Source organism: Bacillus sp. 11B20 (genome assembly GCF_056098985.1).
This window is the reverse complement of the sequence record NZ_JBLZWZ010000008.1, coordinates 477145-494583: the sequence shown is the minus strand read 5'-3', so window position 1 is coordinate 494583 and position 17439 is coordinate 477145. Positions and strand designations below refer to the sequence as shown.

Sequence of the window (17439 nt, the reverse complement as noted above, 5' to 3'; positions counted from 1 at the left end):
TGATGAAAAGTGAGAATTGTTTTGGAAAAAGAAAATGAACTGTTTATAATTAATAATCTTTTCAAAAAGATAGAATTGAATGTGGAAAATTATAACTGGTTATTAAGTGATATGACAGATACCCAAATTTTTAATGATAATGAATATGTTGAGCATACATCTTTGACGCATAGTATTGAATGTTTGTTGATTAAAGGTGATAAACTCAAAAAATTATTGGAGGAATTTGACATGTCATTTACATTTGCTGTTTTTACTGCTTTGCCTCCTAAAATAAATCATTTTGAAATATTTGACGTTCCTGAGATTTATGACAATGAAGACTACTGGAGTGAGAATTATGTACCAACTATTCCTCAAGCAGAATTTGAAATAGGTTTCTTTGATTCTTCAGATATTATTTTTACCGGAGATAAACAGACTCTAAGAGGTTTTCAAAAGAAAGCTAACTTTACCTCGTTTAAAAATTATATAGAAACGTCAATTTGAACATTTCAATGAATGCCAAGCTGTCAAGGATACTTGACAGCTTTTGTTTATTATTTATTTAAATTGATTTAATTTATCATCTTAAGCAATTATATGTATTTCACTACTTTAAAGAGTATAATGAACATTACGACTTGATTAAATGTATTGCTCTGCACATCCCCATATGAATCTAAGGCATATCAAGTAAAGATACATCTAAAATTCACCAATGTATCATCTGTTCAAATAAAGATTTGGATTTAACAGATGATTCTAGTCTTCACTTGGACATTTGGCTCTTGGATAGAGGCTGGAAAAACATCAATTACTTTGACGAAGACTTTGAATAACAGTATTTTCTATTTTATTACCGAGCGGTTCAAGTCATACAAGAAGTATTGATTGAATCGTGCTAGTTTCTCTACATATCTGCTACTCATGCTTCCCCATCCCAACACAGAAAGGTGCAATGACATTGAATCGAATCTTGAAATGGCTCTTATTTGCGGTTGTCATCGCTGGCTTATTGGTATGCGCATTCTTTGTGTTCCGTTTCAACCAGCCTAAACCGACGACAAACATCCATTATGCAGACACACAAAATAAACAGCAAACCCTCGATATGTATATGCCGAAGGGCAAAGATGAAGATAAAAAGAAGAAGCATCCAGTGATGATCTATCTCCATGGCGGCGGCTGGACAGGCGGCGATAAGAATAGAGTCGCTTCAAAGGCTGATTATTTTACAGATCAAGGATATGTGTTTGTTTCAATGAATTACAGGCTTCACCCTAATGCCAACTATGAGCAGATGGCAGATGATACGGCAAACGCCATTAAATGGGTGAAGGATCATGCGGATGAATATCAAATCGATTCATCAAAAATCAATGTCATGGGTCACTCGGCAGGCGGTCATTTGACGGCGCTGGTTGCCACAGATTCGACCTACTTAAAACGTGTGGGGCTGTCGCCAACAACGATCAATTCCATTGTGGTTCTAGACGGGCCGTTAAACATCAATCAATTTATACAAGCCATCCCATCGTACAAAAAAGTCTTTGGCAAACAAAAGAAGAACTGGACAAAGGCATCACCTGTCACTTATATGAATCAAAAGAATGTACCACCTGTCTATTTGGTCACGGGCTGGGAAAATCCTGAGGTGTACAGATTTGCTGAAAAACTGAATCATGACAAAGGCTCTCGGTTTGTTTTTCGGGTGCATACGCTGAGCCACAGTGACTTGAACAAATGGTTTGGATCAGACAGGGCGCCAAAAGAAGCACAAAAAATGACGGAGGCTGTGATGGCTTTTGTTAAAAAACAAAATCAATAACGAAGACCATATGCTAGGCAATCCATTTTGTTGCAGTTATGATAAAACCTAAGTGGTTTGTTATTAAAGGAGTGTATGTCGTTGTCATCACGAATGGAAAATAAAGTGTTCAACTGCGAAAAGGAGCTGACGCTGAATATTATCGGCGGTAAGTGGAAAATGCTGATTTTATGGCATCTGGGCAGAGAAGGGACAAAACGTTTTGGTGAGTTAAAGTCGTTAATGCCTGGGATTACGCAAAGAATGCTTGTCAATCAGCTAAGAGAATTAGAGGAAGATCACATTGTGCACCGGGAGGTTTATCCTGTCGTCCCGCCAAAGGTTGAGTATTCTCTCACAGAATTAGGAGAAAGCTTAATGCCGATTTTAGAGGCGATGTATGATTGGGGAAAACAGTATCTCGACAGCAATTTCTTAAAAGATGATAAATAGAAAGACTACCGATTGTAGACAAAGGGCTAAAATAACTTTATTTTAGCCCTTTGTCTTTACCCTGAGATACTGCCCAAAAGACAGTATCTTTTTTGTAACCATATGCGGAAAAGTATAGTATGTAAAAAAAAAGTGCGTACTTACATTGCGTCATTCCTGTTGTTATACTCATTTCATCGTTCAAGATGCATCATCCGCGGAGCTCTTGAAGATGAGATGAAAAACGGGAGTGAAAGTTGATGAAATTACAATTAGCATTAGATTTAGTGAATATACCAGAGGCAATTGAGCTGATCAAAGAAGTAGAAGCATCCATTGATGTGGTCGAAATTGGGACACCTGTTGTGATTAACGAAGGGCTTCGTGCTGTAAAAGAAGTCAAGCAGGCTTTTCCGAATTTACGTGTACTCGCTGATTTGAAAATTATGGATGCTGCCGGCTATGAAGTGCAGCAGGCATCTGAAGCTGGAGCAGATATCGTCACCATTCTTGCAGCGGCAGAAGATATGTCTATTCAAGGAGCGGTGAAAGAAGCGAAAGCAAGAGGAAAACAAATTTTAGTTGATATGATTGGCATCAAAGATATCGCAGGCCGTGCAAAAGAGCTGGATGCGCTTGGAGTCGATTATATTTGTGTGCATACAGGCTATGACCTGCAAGCGGTTGGTCAAAATTCATTTGCTGATCTTATGACGATTAAAGAAGTTGTCAAGCAAGCGAAAACAGCGATTGCAGGTGGAATTAAGCTTGATACGTTACCTGAAGTCGTGAAATTAAACCCTGATTTAATCATTGTCGGCGGCGGTATTGCAAGCCAGGACAATAAAGCAGAAGTGGCTGCACAAATGAAACAGCTGATCGCACAATCATGAAGACCAGCGACTATGTGAAAGCCATTTTAAATGAGCTTTCTGATCATTCGTCTGCCATTCAAGACGAACAAGCAGAGCGTCTGGTCACAAGTATTTTATCTGCACAAAAAGTCTTTGTGACAGGTGCGGGCAGATCCGGCTTGATGGGAAAATCGTTTGCGATGAGACTTACGCATATTGGCGTCAAGGCATATGTAATTGGAGAAACGAATACGCCTTCTTTTACAGAAGAGGATCTTTTGATTGTCGGGAGCGGCTCTGGCCGTACAGAGTCTTTACTCGTCCTTGCAAAAAAGGCAAAAGCAATTGGCGGAAAAGTGGCAGCATTCACGCTTTCTGCTGAGTCACCTTTAGCTGATTTATCGGATGAAGTCATCTTATTGTCAGGTGCACCGAAGGATCAACAGGAAGGAAACCATCATACCATTCAGCCAATGGGCTCACTATTTGAGCAATCGCTTCTTCTGACATACGATGCGGTCATTTTAAGGTTAATGGAAATAAAAGAGCTCGACACACATACAATGTACGGTCACCATGCAAATTTAGAATAGATATTTTCAAAGCCTTTCCTTTCTTAAAAGGAGAGGCTTTTTCATTTAAAACAAGATCAGAATCTTGACATCATCTAATTGATGTAACTATAATTGTTACATCGTTAAATTAAAAGTGCAGCACGGAAGGAAGATGAACATGAAAGTACAAATTTGGTCAGATATCGCCTGTCCTTTTTGTTATATAGGAAAAAAACAGCTGGAAACAGCGCTAGAACAATTTCCAGAGAAGGAACAGGTAGAGATAGAGTTTAAAAGCTTTGAGCTTGATCCGCACGCACCTGTTGATGTCGATCATGACGTTCACGATATGCTCGTCAAAAAATATGGCATGAGCCGCAGCCAGGCCATGGCGATGAATGAGCAGGTGAAGCAGGCCGGTAAAGAGAAAGGAATCGATTTTCAATTCGATCCGCTCGTGTTGACAAACACCTTTGATGCCCACCGATTGGCGCAATATGCTGGTCAAAAGGGGAAAGGTGATTTCGTCATGGGAGAGCTGTTTCAAGCGTATTTTACAGACGGAAAGCATGTTGGTGACCGTCAAACTCTTTTAGACATTGCAGAAAAAGCAGGTCTTGACTTAAAGGAAGTAGAGCAAGCTCTTGACAGCGAGGAATTTGCAGATCATGTACGAGAAGATGAAAAAGAAGCGAGACAGCTTGGTATTAATGCCGTACCATTTTTCTTAATCAATAACAAATATTCAGTGGCAGGTGCACAGTCAGCAGATACGTTCCTGCGCGCACTTGAAACAGCTTGGACAGAGGAAGCAGCTCAAGCAGAGAAAGCGGCTGACAATGCGTTTGAAGCAGCATGTGCAGATGGCGTATGTGCGGTGCCTTCCCCTAAAGAAGAGGCGTAATAGATATGTTCCCTATCTTTTTATAAGATGGGGATTTTTTATTGATTCATGATGGATGAGGGGAAACACATGTCTTTCATTTCAGGGAGCCGACCCATTCACGCCTTATGCTGGAATCTAAAATAAAATGAGCCACTTGGAGTAAGGGCTCATTTTATTCGTTTGATCGTTTCACCTGGAACCAATTCAGGCTCGTAAAACGTTTGATCAGGGATATTCTTTTTCCCTTGTACTTTTTTAATCATCCAGTCTGCTGCATCACGGCCCATTTGCTCCTGTGGATGGGTCAGTGTTGTCAGCTTCACATGGGCATTTTTCTGGGCAATATACGAATTATCCTGTCCAATAATCGAGAGATCATCTGGAATGGACAGCCCGATTTCGCTGCATACATTGGCTACTTCTAAACCCACCTCATCGTTATAGCAAACAAGGGCGGTCAGTTCATGTCTGTGCGCCAACAGGAATGAGTGAATTTGCTCCCCCAAATGCTGCTTAGATTCTGTATCGAAAAAGAGCACATGCTCAGGCAGGAAATTAAGCTTCGCTTCACCTAGCGCTTGAATATAGCCCTTCATCCGATATTTTCCCTGTAAATCATCTGTTTTTGAAATAAGTCCAATTTGCTGATGGCCCGAGGTGATCAGCTCTTTTGTGGCTAAATAGCTGGACTTCACATCATCTAAACAGAGAAAAGGAACCTCTAGCTGCTCATAATAGGCATTGATCATAATGAGCGGTACATCCTGTTCTTTAAAGGATAAGTAGTACGAAATGTTTGGATTATATAAATTGCTTTTCGTTGGCTCGACAATAAGTCCGTCCACCCCAAAAGATAGCATCATTTCCAGCGCTTTTTTCTCCTGCTCAACATCGTTATTTGTGCTTGCCAGTAACAAGGAATAGTTCTCTTCGTTTAATCGGCTTTCAATGCCTCGAATGATGGAAGGGAAAATGTAATCGGATATGTATGTTGTAATGACCCCAATCGTTTTCATATGTGCATGTCCCGCAGGTTTTGTTTGATATTGATTGGTCACAAATGTGCCTGAACCTTTTTCGCTGCGCAAAAATCCTTCGCTGGACAATTCCAAAATGGCTTTTCGAACTGTATGTCTGCTTACTTGATACATGTCTTGCAGGCTTGATTCGGTTGGAATGCGCTCCCCGATCCGATAATCCCCTGTGAGTATTTTGCTTTTTATATCATCAATAATGATCTGGTACTTCTTTTTCATCGTTTCACTTCTTTCTCAGTTGATCATCTACTCGGATTGAGAAGAAATTGTATGGACATATTTTAACATGGTTGTCGAATCAAAAACAGGCGCTTTCCTTTTCTGTCATGACCCCTCCAGAAAAAATGCAGGTTTTTGTCACATTGTGTATGTACAACTATATTTATTATTGACATATGTACGTACAAATATTATATTGTGATTGTACCAGAGAATCAATGAATCTAGAAAAACAAAATTGAAACCGCTATCAAAATGGGGGTGAACGTAGATTGAATCATAAAGAGACGGCCAAAGCCTTGAAAGAAGGACGGACATCTTTAGGCATTGAATTTGGTTCAACACGAATTAAAGCGATTTTAATAGATGAGGAATTTCAGCCAATTGCACAAGGTGCATATGAATGGGAAAGTTTTCTCCAGGATGGCATTTGGACGTACAACTTAATTGATATCATTACAGGTCTGCAAGTGGCCTATCGAGAGATGAAAGAACAGGCCGAGCAAAAGTATGGTGTGACCATTCAAACCATTGGCTCAATCGGGGTATCAGCGATGATGCATGGTTATGTGGCATGTGATCATACAGGAGAGGTTCTCGTTCCGTTCCGAACATGGCGAAATGCAACGACCATCGAGGCGAGTCAAAAGCTGACAGATGTATTTCAATTTCATATTCCAGAAAGATGGAGTATTGCCCATTTGTATCAAGCGGTATTAGAAGAGGAAAAACATCTATCCCGATTAGAATATATGACCACTTTGTCTGGATATATTCACTGGCTGTTAACCGGAAAGCAGGCCATTGGTATTGGTGATGCGTCAGGGATGTTTCCAATTGATGAACAAACGAAGGACTACAATGAAGAAATGCTCCAGCAATTTGAAGCATTGATTGCAGAAAAAGGCTATCCGTGGAAGCTTCGTCACCTTCTGCCGCGTGTCTATTTAGCAGGCGAAGAGGCTGGCGTGTTAACTACAGCAGGAGCAGCCATTTTGGATCAGGGAAAACATTTGCAGCCAGGCATTCCATTTTGCCCGCCGGAAGGTGACGCTGGAACGGGAATGGTGGCGACAAACAGTGTAGAAAGGCGCACCGGGAATATTTCTGTTGGGACATCTGTTTTTGCCATGATTGTGCTAGAGCAGGATCTAAAAGGTGTCTATCCAGAAGTGGATCTTGTCACGACGCCGGATGGACTGCCAGTTGCCATGGTTCATGCGAATAACTGTACAAGTGACCTAAACGCTTGGGTGAATATATTCAGAGAGGCATTTGAAGCACTAGGCATGCAAGTGGAGTCAGAAAGGTTATACGAATCCCTATTGCAGCAAGCTTTAGAAGCAGATCGAGATGGCGGCGGACTCTTAAGCTATGGCTATTACTCTGGTGAAAATATTACGAGACTGCCAGAAGGAAGACCTCTTTTTGTCAGGTCTCCTGAAAGCCGCTTTAACCTCGCTAATTTCATGCGCACCCATTTGTTCTCCGCTTTTGGTGCTATGAAAATAGGCATGGACCGGTTAAAGGAACAGGAGCATGTAGTGATTGACCGCTTACTAGGGCATGGGGGATTATTTAAAACACCGCTCGTTGGACAAAAAATGGTTGCCGCAGCGCTGAATACACCTGTATCAGTCGTTTCAACAGCGGGAGAAGGTGGTGCGTTTGGGATGGCGGTCCTTGCTTCATATATGGTCCATCAACATCAGCAAACATTGGCTGAATTTCTTACCCAACGAGTATTTGCCCATACATCAGAAGAGCTCATGGAGCCCGATCCACTCGATGTCAAAGGCTTTGACGAATTTTTAAAGCGCTATCAAAAGGGGCTTCCGATTGAAGAAGCGGCAGTAGCGCATCTGATGCAAAAGAAAGGAGTGACAACGGTATGCTAGATCGCTTAAAAGAAGAAGTGTATCAAGCAAATTTAGATTTGCCAAAATACGGACTTGTGAAATTTACATGGGGCAATGTCAGTGCATGTGATCGTGACAGTGGTTTGTTTGTGATTAAGCCGAGCGGCATAGCGTATGACCAACTATCAGCAAAAGATATGGTCGTGGTGAACTTTGACGGTGAAGTGGTGGAAGGAGAATTCAGTCCTTCGTCAGATACAGCTACACATGCGGTTCTTTACAAACACTTTGAGGAAATTGGGGGCATTTCACATAGCCATTCTATGTGGGCAACCGTTTGGGCGCAGGCAGGTCTTGATTTACCAGCAATGGGCACAACACATGCCGATACATTTTACGGCGCTGTTCCGTGCGCTCGTTTTCTGACAGAAGAAGAAGTCAATCGCGGTTATGAGGTAGAGACCGGCCGGCTGATCATCGAAACGTTTGAGAAAAGAAACCTAGATGTCATGGCGGTGCCGGGTGTATTGCTTCAAGGGCATGGTCCGTTTACATGGGGGAAGGATGCAAAAAGTGCGGTCACAAACAGTGTGATTTTAGATGAAGTTGCCAAAATGAACCTTTTTGCCAAGCAATTGAACGAATTTGCGGAGCCATTGCCGCAGCGAATTTTAGATAAACATTACTTAAGAAAACATGGAAAGCATGCGTATTACGGACAAAAACCTTCAAGATAAAGAAAAGAGGGATATCTATGTTAACAAGTCAGAAAAAAGAATTTTGGTTTATCGTTGGGTCACAGCATCTATATGGTGATGAAGCACTGCAGAAAGTAAAAGCAAATGCACAAAAGATGACAGATGCCTTAAATGAGAGCGGTTTACTTCCTTATCCCGTGATCTTGCAGGAGCTGGCTGTCAGCGCCGATCAAATCACAAAGCTAATGAAAGAGGTCAATTATCGCGATGAAGTCATTGGCGTGATGACGTGGATGCATACATTTTCTCCAGCGAAAATGTGGATACGTGGCACCAGCCTTTTGCAAAAACCTCTTTTGCATCTTGTCACACAATTTTATGAAAAGATCCCTTGGGACACGATTGATATGGACTATATGAATCTTCATCAATCCGCACATGGAGATAGAGAATATGGCTATATCAATGCACGTTTAAATAAACAAAACCAAATTGTAACCGGTCATTGGTCAAAGCCTGAAGTGCAGCAGCAAATTGCTGATTGGATGGACGTTGCGGCTGCCTATCATGAGAGCTTTCACATCAAAGTAGCCCGGTTTGGTGACAACATGCGGCATGTGGCCGTGACAGAAGGCGATAAAATCGAAGCGCAGATTCAATTAGGATGGACCGTTGATTACTTTGGAATAGGCGATCTCGTCGAATATGTAAATGCAGTAGAGGAAGAAGAGGTAGATGCATTATTTGCTGAGTATTTAACGCAATATGATGTGAATTATGGAACGTATTCAGTTGACGAATGGGAAAAAAGTGTCAAGGTGCAGGCGCGATATGAAATCGCCATCAAACGTTTCTTAGATGAAGGCGGCTATCATGCCTTTACAACAAACTTTGAAGATTTACATGGGATGAAGCAGCTGCCTGGACTTGCGGTACAGCGGCTGATGGCAAAGGGATACGGCTTTGCTGGGGAAGGCGATTGGAAAACGGCTGCACTATCCCGCTTATTAAAGGTGATGAGCCATCATCAATCTACTGGCTTTATGGAGGACTACACATATGAAATGACCTCTGGGCAGGAAGCAGTGCTGCAATCTCATATGCTGGAAGTAGATCCAGCGCTCGCCCATACAAAACCTGTCATTGTCGTGTCTCCACTTGGGATTGGAAACCGGGAAGATCCAGCACGTCTTGTATTTGATGGAAAAGCAGGCGAAGGTGTCGTTGTCTCCATAGCTGATTTTGGAACACATTTTAAATGGCTGATACAAGAAGTCGAAGCCTTTAAACCGGAGGAAGCGGCACCTCATTTACCAGTTGCGCGTGTATTGTGGAAAATCAAACCGAATTTTCAGGATGGCGTCAAAGCATGGATTAAGCAAGGGGGAGGCCATCATACAGTCGTGTCTCTCAATTTAACGGTTGATCAAATTGTTCAATTTGCAAAGCTTGTCAATGCAGAATATGTGGTTTTATAGAAGAAGGGTGAAAGGTCTTCTACTGTTTACAGTGGAAGCACAGGGAGAAATGAAAGCGGTTAATTAAGTGAGGGGGTCATCCACTTGGAGAAAAAAGTGTCAAGCAAATTTATCTTCTTTTTCGGGTCCTTTGCAGGCATCTTATTTGGGTATGATATTGGTATTATTGCAGGGGCAGAAGGACATATTCAGGAAGAATTTCAGCTCAGCCCATTATGGCTTGGAATTGTTGTCTCTTCATTAATGGGCGGGGCCATCATTGGCTCGATCTTAAGCGGTCTCTTAGGGGATAAATTTGGCCGCAGAAAACTCATTTTGGTCTCATCCGTTATCTTTTTTGTCGGGGCTATCGGATCAGCTGTCGCACCAGAAGAGATTTCACTCACCATCGCTCGGATCTTTTTAGGGACAGCAGTAGGAACAGCCTCATCATTGGTTCCGGCTTACATGTCTGAAATCGCTCCTGCTAAAATCCGCGGGAAATTATCTGGACTCAATCAGCTCATGATTGTAACTGGACTATTGCTCAGCTATATTGTCGCGTTTGTGTTTGAACCCATCCCAGACAGCTGGCGCTGGATGCTGGGAAGTGCTGCTTTATTTGCGATCGTGCTTTATATTGGCATGCTGAAGCTTCCTGAATCTCCGAGATATTTGATTAAACACGGAATGGCTCATAAAGCACGAGAGGTATTAGGATCACTGCGTTCTTCCCGTGAGGAAATCGAATCAGAAATGCAGGAAATCTTAGAAGTCGCCAAAGAAGAACGCTCGGGTATTCGTGAATTGTTTCAAAAGAAATTCAGAATGGCTCTTTTCATTGGGGTTGGAATGGCGACCCTTCAACAAATTCAAGGCGCGAACTCCATTGTCTATTATGCAACGAGTATCGCTCGGAATGTAGGTCTTGCGCCGCAGGTTGCCGCAGGTTTTACAGTCATTGTCGGTGTCATTTTTGTCGTCACGACCGTGATCTTTTTACAATTTGTTGACCGCTTTGACCGCCGAACGATTCTCACTGTAGGGGGATCGGGCATGGCTCTTTCTTTCTTTGCCCCAGCCGCATTAGGTGCACTTGGCGTCAGTGAAGGAATTTTAAACTGGGTGACATTGATTTCACTTTGCTGCTTTATTTTGTGCTATGCCTTCTCGTGGGCACCGATCACTTGGATCATCATTGGCGAAATCTTCCCGCTATCTGTAAGAGGCATCGGAGCAGGTATCTCTTCTGCCTTTAACTGGACCGGATCGTTAGCAGTTGGACTCGTTTTCCCTATCTTGGCAGATCAATTCAGCTTTGGGGTTATTTTCTCCTCATTTGGCGTCATCTGCTTAATCGGACTATTATTCACCCGATTTGTGCTAGTCGAGACAAAGGGAAGAAGCTTAGAGCAAATCGAAACCGATATGGCTGCACGTGTATAAATTTAAGAAAACCATCTACCCACACGGGATAGATGGTTTTTTTACTCAAGCGTCTGTTTAAGCTCATCTGGCAGTAAATCAATTAATTGATCATAGGATGACAAATCCAGCACTTCAATCAGTGCATAATATTTCGCGTAAATTTCACTCAGCTGATCAGGATGATTGGTTTGATATTGATTCAGATGTAATTGAGTTAGTTCTAGTGCAATGTCTAGCTTGTTTCGTTCGAATGGCTGTGCCGTGTTAATCATATCGTTCACCTCTTATTTGATGATGAGTAGAAAAAATGCAGTGAATAAAAAGAGCTTATGTGTTGTTTTCATATATGTTCTATCTTCTCAATATATCATTTGTATAATATGTTAAAATTGTCCTTTTGTAAATAAAAAGAAAACTAGATAGAAAGTGGATTTCTTTAAAAATAGACATGCATCTAATCACGAAAGGTGCCTCTTACATACGATAGAGTGTAAGTGAAAGACAACTTGAAGGGGTGTTAAGATGAGCCGAAATCGATTAGATGATTTCTTCTTTGGACCTCGCAGAGAAGAAACGGTTGTTTTCCCCACACGTCAAATTGTCAACACAAGAACGAATGAACAAACGATCAGAAAAATTCATCCAACGCATATCACAAACGTCAATAAAAACATTAAAAGAATAGAAAACTACTATCCGGTCACTGAATCGACTCACAACGAGTATATTGTAGAAGAATACGATTGCGGCAGTGATATCAAAAACCCTTGCTGCCGTCCGGTGAAGCGCTGTAAGTGGTAGTGAAGGGGCATCCTTTTATGGGATGCCTTTTGTATGGTTAACGTTCCATTTCATTTAATTTTCCTTGGTCCAGCTGGAAGAAACGATTTCCTAATTCTGAATAAAGGTAGCGCTGATGGCTTGTAAATAAAACGCATCGATGTGAGAATTCTTTTTTTAATAAAGAAATCGATTGAATTTGAGAGGCTTCATCAAGAGAGGTAAAAGGCTCATCAAGAATAATCAGCTCTGGTGATCTTGCCACCATACTATTAAAAAAAAGTTTATATCTCATGCCCAATGAATACTGTTTGACAGGCATTTTTAGGGCATGAGTTAAATCAAATGCATCACAAAGCGATAGAAAGGTTTCTTTGTATAAAACCTTTTCCGACTTTTTCATATTCCATAAAGACTGGATAAGCTCCATATGCTCGAAGCCAGTGAGCGCATCATAGACTAAAGGTTTATCTGGAATGTACGCTACCAGACTTTTATATTGAGCGGTTCCAGGGTGATGCTGCCCGTTAAGTAAAATCGTTTCGGATGCTGAAGGAAGCAGACCTGCGATGATCTTTAAAAGTGTCGATTTACCGCTGCCATTTTTTCCAATAATACAAGCTCGATCACTTTCTTTCAGATCAAATGACACATGATCGAGAAGGTGAGAAGTCTTTTCTGTTGTTTCATAGTGAAAAGATAGCTGAGATACTTGAAGATTAGCCATTGATGAATCCTCCAATAACAAACGCAGTAGTCACCAGCATATACAAGATCACAGTTGCTAAGGCAGCTTTTTTTGATCCTTCAGCATAGTAAATAATTCCATCATAAAGGATGCGTAAAAGATATAAGTTGAATAAGAATGAAACTATTTGAATCAAGAGAAAATAGTGATCTAACTGTAACACCATCACACAATAGATCGCTGCACTATTCACTAATAAAAGAAATGCATTATAAACCAAAATAACAAGATACATTTTGCGTAAAATAAAAGCTTTATGAAAAAAATACATATAAATAGAAGTTAGAACAGTACTGAGAAAATTTAAAATGAAATAAAGCGGAATTGTCAGCAAAAAGATAAAAACAATGCTGGCAAGTTGTTTCCCAGTGGATAAAGGTTCATCTACTAACAAATCAATAATAAAAAATGTTAAAAAGACAGTCGACACAAATAAGGATAGTAAGACAAGGCCTACAATAGTTTTAATTGATTGATTCTGATTGAAAAATTGCTTAGGTCGTAGAAGTAGCTCCATGGAACCACATTCTCCTTTCTTCTATGGTAGATGTACATGGCTAACGTATTGCTCTAAAAGAGATGCTGTGAATAAAAGAACGGCTGCTGCAAAAATCAATTGAAGCACAGTTAGGATCAGTTTTTTTAATTCAATTGTTTCTCCTTTTATAAATCGATAAAGATAAATAAAAGGAAAAGAGCTGACGATTGAAAACAGAATTAATCCAAGAACTTCTACAAAAGCATGAGGAAGGAGTCCTGTGAATAGCTGCTGCGCTTCGTGATTGACAATCAGATACTGAACGAGCTTGCCGATTATGTAGCCGTTGTAAAAAAGAATGCCTGCAGACATGATCCCGCCTGTAAAAGCTCCGATGCCTAATATCGCCATTCCAACTTGTAAATTGTTTAAGAAAATAGATAGAAAAAACATCTCTTCATCCTTTTTAAGATAAGGAATCTGATCATAAGGAAGAAGGCTTCCGATTAGCACAGCTGCAATAAAGATAGCAGCGTAGAGGTAGCCGAGGCGTAGAATCAGTCTATTCTCCGATATAAAATACCTTATTTTTTTCAACATATTCAATCCCTTTATAGATGGTCTTGCGGCATAACACCCAGCAAATCACGGAAACAATCACAAAATACAAAGCAAACAGAACGCTAACGAGACTTGTAGAATGCTGCAAAATAGGTAGAAAAGAGGTCAAGATCATATAGTACATGAAAGGCAACACGAGAAAATTCCTAGCAAAGGCCTGTCCTTTATCGATAACATCTATTTCTTCATTGGTTGTCCCTATTTCATGCTCGTGAATAAAATTAAATTTTGTTATGAATGGAAACAAATACAGCTGAATCAATGGAAAAATGAAAAAGCCAACTCCCAATGCCACCAATTGAATAAGCATCTGAACATCAAAAAGTTGATATGCACTAATGATTGTTAGATTAATGAACAATAGAAAGAGTGATGGTATGGAAAATAAACAATAAAATAACTGGATTTTTGATAAGAAAAACTGCATAAGAGATGTTTGAGAAAGTCCATAAAGCCAAATATTCTTTTTTTCAGCACTTAAAGAAAATATAGAAGGGGTCAGCATTCTCATTTCATATGTTTGATTAGCTAAAATCATCACATTTAAAGTGAATAATAGCTGAACTTGCAAGGTATGATGATCAATAATCGAGATCAAAGCGGTCATAACCCCGACATAGAAGAATGCTTCATATGACATAAACATATAATTAAAAAACTCTTTAGACAGCAGCCACCTTTTTTCTTTTAGCACCTTAAGATCTTTTTGAATCAGCATATTCTTTTGAAACAGCGAGCTCTGAATTTTATCAAGTGCTTGAAAGTACCAATAAAATAAATCTCTAAAATGTTTTGAGCTTTGATCATACTCTTTTCCAGTCGGAATCCAGCGAACAGGGGTCTTCATAAGGAGTATTGCAGCTAATATCACCACGAAAAATGTGACAGGGTAAGTAAAAAGCGCAAGAAATTTTAGAAATACCGAATCCTGTGAAAATAAAGCATGATGGATTTGTTGAAGATTATTCTGATATAAAGACATCAAATTGTTTGAAAGTGTAATCCAAAACGCATCTTCTGCAAGCGAAGAAATTGATTGAAAAAGTTGTCGGAAAGTGTGATAAAAAGGGAAAATTATGTTCGATATAAGAACCCTTCCGAATAAGAAGAAAAGTAAAGAGATGCTTGCGAAAAAAAGAACACGAATGATTCCAATTTTTTTTACGACAATGTTATAGATGTAAGCACCAAATATCTTATTGCTGACGATAAAAAGTAAGAAGCCTGTTAATATAACATTCAGATGCTTCAACCAGAATAACAAGTCATGTGTTTGAGCAATGAAATATTGAAAGAGAAAATAGATCAAATAAGTACTCAAGCTTGTAAAAAGAAGCCAAACTAACTCTGAAAATAAAAGCGTTTGAAAAAGACGTCTCGAGGAAACAGGTGCAAGCTGTATCAACTCTTCAAAAGGAAGAATATGCGTTCTTCTATAAGATTCAATTCCTTTGACAATAGAGAAAAGGAACAAAAATATCACAAAAGCACTTTCCCATTCTATTTGATAGACCGGAGAGTAAAGATATGAAGAAATAACGAATACAATCAGGCATCCGAATAAAGTATCTAGGATACAAGAAAATAATATGTACTGTTTAGATGAAAACGATTTAAAAAATGGAACCCTGCGTATGATAAACTGAGCTAGATTTGAATATTGTTGTTTCATTCTAATTGATAGAAGTAGTGATAATAACGGATATAACATCTTCTCACCTGCATAAAAATTTAAATAGAAGGAGAACAAAGTCTCCTTCTATTGGGTCATAAAATTGAATTACCAAGCAATAACGGCTTTACGGCCTTTTTTCTTAATTTCGTTTTTAAGGTACTGACGAATTGTCTCTTTACCAGCCGCTGCAATGAGAGAAAGACCACCTGATCCAACAGCAGTTAAAATGGAGACAATTGTTGTAACAGCCCCGCCCGCTTCAACCACGTTCAGAACAACAGCTGCAACACTGCCTGGAATACCAAATTCTTTTGCTAGATCAGCAACGGGCAGCATTTGTAGCGAGAAGGAAAAAAGAGCTAGCATAAGGAATCCTACTGCTAAAGCACCAAAAAGAACATGTAGTTTGATTTCGTTTTTCGTTTCTGTCATATCAAATTCCTCCCTTTTTTGTATTTTTATTACTATTATATCTTAAGATATCTTTTAGTTCATCGCAATCCTTTTTTTTCATTTTTTTCATGAATTAGTTATAGATTAATATAAAAAAAGTGAAAAGATAAGTGAAAAAAGAATCGTTTTTGCTAGAATAAAACACGTAAACATGATCGGAAATACCTTGTTTTTACAGGTGAGGAAGCGAGTCAGAGAAGCCTATATCTTTTGATCAAAATCTCTTTTCAAGATAAAATTGGAAGTAACCATCATTCTTTTGGAGGTGATTTTCTGAATATTCGATTGTTAACAACAGATGATGCTGAAGAATATACAGCACTCAGACTAGAAGCACTGCGAGTAAATCCAGAGGGTTTTGCGATGAGCTATGAGGAAGAGCAATTCAATACAAAGGACAAATATAAAGCGCGTTTTGCTTCGGCTCAATCTATGTGGACATTTGGCGCTTTTCATCAAGGGCAGCTTGTGGGGGCAGTCACGCTCATCCGAGAAACCTTGCAGAAGTTAAAGCACCGAGCGAATCTGACTGCGATGTATGTAACAGCCGATGCCCGCGGAATGGGAGCAGGCAATGCCTTAATGACGAAAGCTCTTTCCTTCGCGCAAGAACAGCAGGACATCGAGCAAGTGTATTTATCAGTGGTGACAACTAATCATTCAGCAAAGCGCCTCTATCGCTCCGTTGGATTTGAGTCGTACGCTGTCGAAGAAAAAGCGTTAAAATGGGCTGATACATATGCAGATGAGGAAAAAATGGTTTTATTTTTATCATAGACTGGAGGAGATAGAAGTGAATCAACAGGCCATGCGCATTACGTTAGCAGCAGGACCCAATAGTGAGTTGGAATCTTTTGCACTGCGTGCAGCACTTGAAAACTTCGGCGCGAAAGTCGATATGCATTGGATCGGAAGACCAAATGACCTGATTCATGTGTTATCTGGTAGAAATAGAGGAGAAATAGATTACCTTCTTTTATCGTTTCATGGTGAAGAAGGAGCATTTATCATGCCTGAATTAGGGGAAGATGTATACGAAGATGAAGAGCCTAGGGATACTGCTTTTGGAGCGGATGAAATCAAGCGGTATGCTTCCTTAGAAGGAGTTCATGTTATCTCTACAGGCTGCACACTAGGAGAGAAAAATCTAGCAGATGCTTTTTTAGAGGCAGGAGCTACATCTTATACGGCACCGGATGATTACATTGATGGGAATGCAGCATTTATCTTTGTGCTGACCATGATGTACGAGCTCATGAACAATACAAAGACGGTCAGAGCGGCATTTGATCGAGCGCGTTCCATTGATGAAGAAACGAAATTATTTCAACTATATATGCAAAAGTAATCAAAGGACTGAGAAATCAGTCCTTTTTTATTCCTCTCTAAAAAATGTGTCGAAAATGTGACAATTGTGTGATTTGCAAACTAAAAAGGGGGCATGCAAAGTCTATCCTACAAACACACGTCA

At 40.0% G+C, this 17439-nt stretch carries 20 protein-coding genes; 13 read left to right on the top strand and 7 right to left on the bottom strand.

The annotated features are described in order from the left end of the window. Positions 1–9 precede the first annotated feature (9 nt). The 6 genes from ACN6NB_RS11915 to ACN6NB_RS11890 all read left to right on the top strand — a co-directional run bounded on the left by ACN6NB_RS11915 (position 10) and on the right by ACN6NB_RS11890 (position 4533). Positions 10–489, top strand: coding sequence for a hypothetical protein (locus ACN6NB_RS11915; protein ID WP_126681551.1), 480 nt, complete (start codon positions 10–12; stop codon positions 487–489). 451 nt (positions 490–940) lie between these two features. Beyond that, entirely contained in the window at positions 941–1810 is an 870-nt protein-coding gene (locus tag ACN6NB_RS11910; protein ID WP_126681552.1) for an alpha/beta hydrolase, read from the top strand. A 75-nt stretch (positions 1811–1885) separates the two neighbouring features. Continuing rightward, on the top strand, positions 1886–2242 hold the full coding sequence (gene hxlR / locus ACN6NB_RS11905) for a transcriptional activator HxlR (RefSeq protein WP_012010675.1): 357 nt from the start codon (positions 1886–1888) through the stop codon (positions 2240–2242). Positions 2243–2481: 239 nt separating this feature from the next. After that, the gene (gene hxlA, locus ACN6NB_RS11900; protein ID WP_039180128.1) at positions 2482–3114 is read left to right on the top strand and encodes a 3-hexulose-6-phosphate synthase; all 633 of its coding nucleotides are present in this window, start codon (positions 2482–2484) and stop codon (positions 3112–3114) included. Next, complete coding sequence (hxlB, locus tag ACN6NB_RS11895; RefSeq protein ID WP_058839029.1) at positions 3111–3668, top strand: 6-phospho-3-hexuloisomerase; 558 nt, start codon at positions 3111–3113, stop codon at positions 3666–3668. The genes hxlA and hxlB overlap by 4 nt, the downstream gene beginning before the upstream one ends. A 139-nt stretch (positions 3669–3807) precedes the next feature. Further along, entirely contained in the window at positions 3808–4533 is a 726-nt protein-coding gene (locus tag ACN6NB_RS11890; RefSeq protein WP_099663472.1) for a DsbA family oxidoreductase, read from the top strand. Positions 4534–4682: 149 nt separating this feature from the next. Here the strand turns inward: ACN6NB_RS11890 and ACN6NB_RS11885 are convergent, their stop codons facing one another. After that, entirely contained in the window at positions 4683–5771 is a 1089-nt protein-coding gene (locus ACN6NB_RS11885) for a substrate-binding domain-containing protein (RefSeq protein ID WP_474253366.1), read from the bottom strand. Positions 5772–6043: 272 nt separating this feature from the next. Here ACN6NB_RS11885 and ACN6NB_RS11880 point away from each other — a divergent pair, with 272 nt between their 5' ends. The 4 genes from ACN6NB_RS11880 (at position 6044) to ACN6NB_RS11865 (ending at position 11231) form a co-directional block, all read left to right on the top strand. Beyond that, entirely contained in the window at positions 6044–7669 is a 1626-nt protein-coding gene (locus ACN6NB_RS11880) for a xylulokinase (RefSeq protein WP_144491382.1), read from the top strand. Then, on the top strand, positions 7663–8367 hold the full coding sequence (locus ACN6NB_RS11875; RefSeq protein ID WP_039180113.1) for an L-ribulose-5-phosphate 4-epimerase: 705 nt from the start codon (positions 7663–7665) through the stop codon (positions 8365–8367). The genes ACN6NB_RS11880 and ACN6NB_RS11875 overlap by 7 nt, the downstream gene beginning before the upstream one ends. Positions 8368–8384: 17 nt before the next feature. Then, positions 8385–9806, top strand: coding sequence for an L-arabinose isomerase (araA, locus tag ACN6NB_RS11870; RefSeq protein WP_151284441.1), 1422 nt, complete (start codon positions 8385–8387; stop codon positions 9804–9806). 84 nt (positions 9807–9890) lie between these two features. Next, on the top strand, positions 9891–11231 hold the full coding sequence (locus ACN6NB_RS11865; protein WP_034280034.1) for a sugar porter family MFS transporter: 1341 nt from the start codon (positions 9891–9893) through the stop codon (positions 11229–11231). A 41-nt stretch (positions 11232–11272) separates the two neighbouring features. Here the strand turns inward: ACN6NB_RS11865 and ACN6NB_RS11860 are convergent, their stop codons facing one another. After that, positions 11273–11485, bottom strand: a complete 213-nt coding sequence (locus ACN6NB_RS11860; RefSeq protein ID WP_064497634.1) for a hypothetical protein — start codon at positions 11483–11485, stop codon at positions 11273–11275. A gap of 250 nt (positions 11486–11735) precedes the next feature. Between ACN6NB_RS11860 and ACN6NB_RS11855 the strand changes: the two genes are divergently transcribed. Beyond that, positions 11736–12014, top strand: a complete 279-nt coding sequence (locus ACN6NB_RS11855) for a spore coat protein (protein ID WP_039180101.1) — start codon at positions 11736–11738, stop codon at positions 12012–12014. A 37-nt stretch (positions 12015–12051) separates the two neighbouring features. Here the strand turns inward: ACN6NB_RS11855 and ACN6NB_RS11850 are convergent, their stop codons facing one another. The 5 genes from ACN6NB_RS11850 to ACN6NB_RS11830 all read right to left on the bottom strand — a co-directional run bounded on the left by ACN6NB_RS11850 (position 12052) and on the right by ACN6NB_RS11830 (position 15947). Then, positions 12052–12720 (bottom strand): ATP-binding cassette domain-containing protein, encoded by a 669-nt coding sequence (locus ACN6NB_RS11850; RefSeq protein ID WP_058839037.1) that lies wholly within the window; start codon positions 12718–12720, stop codon positions 12052–12054. Further along, positions 12713–13258: a hypothetical protein gene (locus tag ACN6NB_RS11845; RefSeq protein WP_034280043.1), complete on the bottom strand. Its 546-nt coding sequence runs from the start codon at positions 13256–13258 to the stop codon at positions 12713–12715. The genes ACN6NB_RS11850 and ACN6NB_RS11845 overlap by 8 nt, the downstream gene beginning before the upstream one ends. A 21-nt stretch (positions 13259–13279) precedes the next feature. Beyond that, positions 13280–13819 carry a stage II sporulation protein M gene (locus ACN6NB_RS11840; protein ID WP_231746909.1) on the bottom strand — a complete coding sequence of 180 codons (540 nt, stop codon included), beginning with the start codon at positions 13817–13819 and terminating at the stop codon, positions 13280–13282. Then, positions 13782–14687: a hypothetical protein gene (locus ACN6NB_RS11835; RefSeq protein ID WP_231746910.1), complete on the bottom strand. Its 906-nt coding sequence runs from the start codon at positions 14685–14687 to the stop codon at positions 13782–13784. The genes ACN6NB_RS11840 and ACN6NB_RS11835 overlap by 38 nt, the downstream gene beginning before the upstream one ends. 933 nt (positions 14688–15620) lie before the next feature. Further along, positions 15621–15947 carry an uberolysin/carnocyclin family circular bacteriocin gene (locus tag ACN6NB_RS11830; protein ID WP_024423066.1) on the bottom strand — a complete coding sequence of 109 codons (327 nt, stop codon included), beginning with the start codon at positions 15945–15947 and terminating at the stop codon, positions 15621–15623. Between the two features lie 231 nt (positions 15948–16178). Here ACN6NB_RS11830 and ACN6NB_RS11825 point away from each other — a divergent pair, with 231 nt between their 5' ends. Further along, positions 16179–16745, top strand: coding sequence for a GNAT family N-acetyltransferase (locus tag ACN6NB_RS11825; protein WP_260980321.1), 567 nt, complete (start codon positions 16179–16181; stop codon positions 16743–16745). A gap of 16 nt (positions 16746–16761) precedes the next feature. Next, on the top strand, positions 16762–17316 hold the full coding sequence (locus tag ACN6NB_RS11820; RefSeq protein WP_064497633.1) for a hypothetical protein: 555 nt from the start codon (positions 16762–16764) through the stop codon (positions 17314–17316). Positions 17317–17439: the final 123 nt, after the last annotated feature.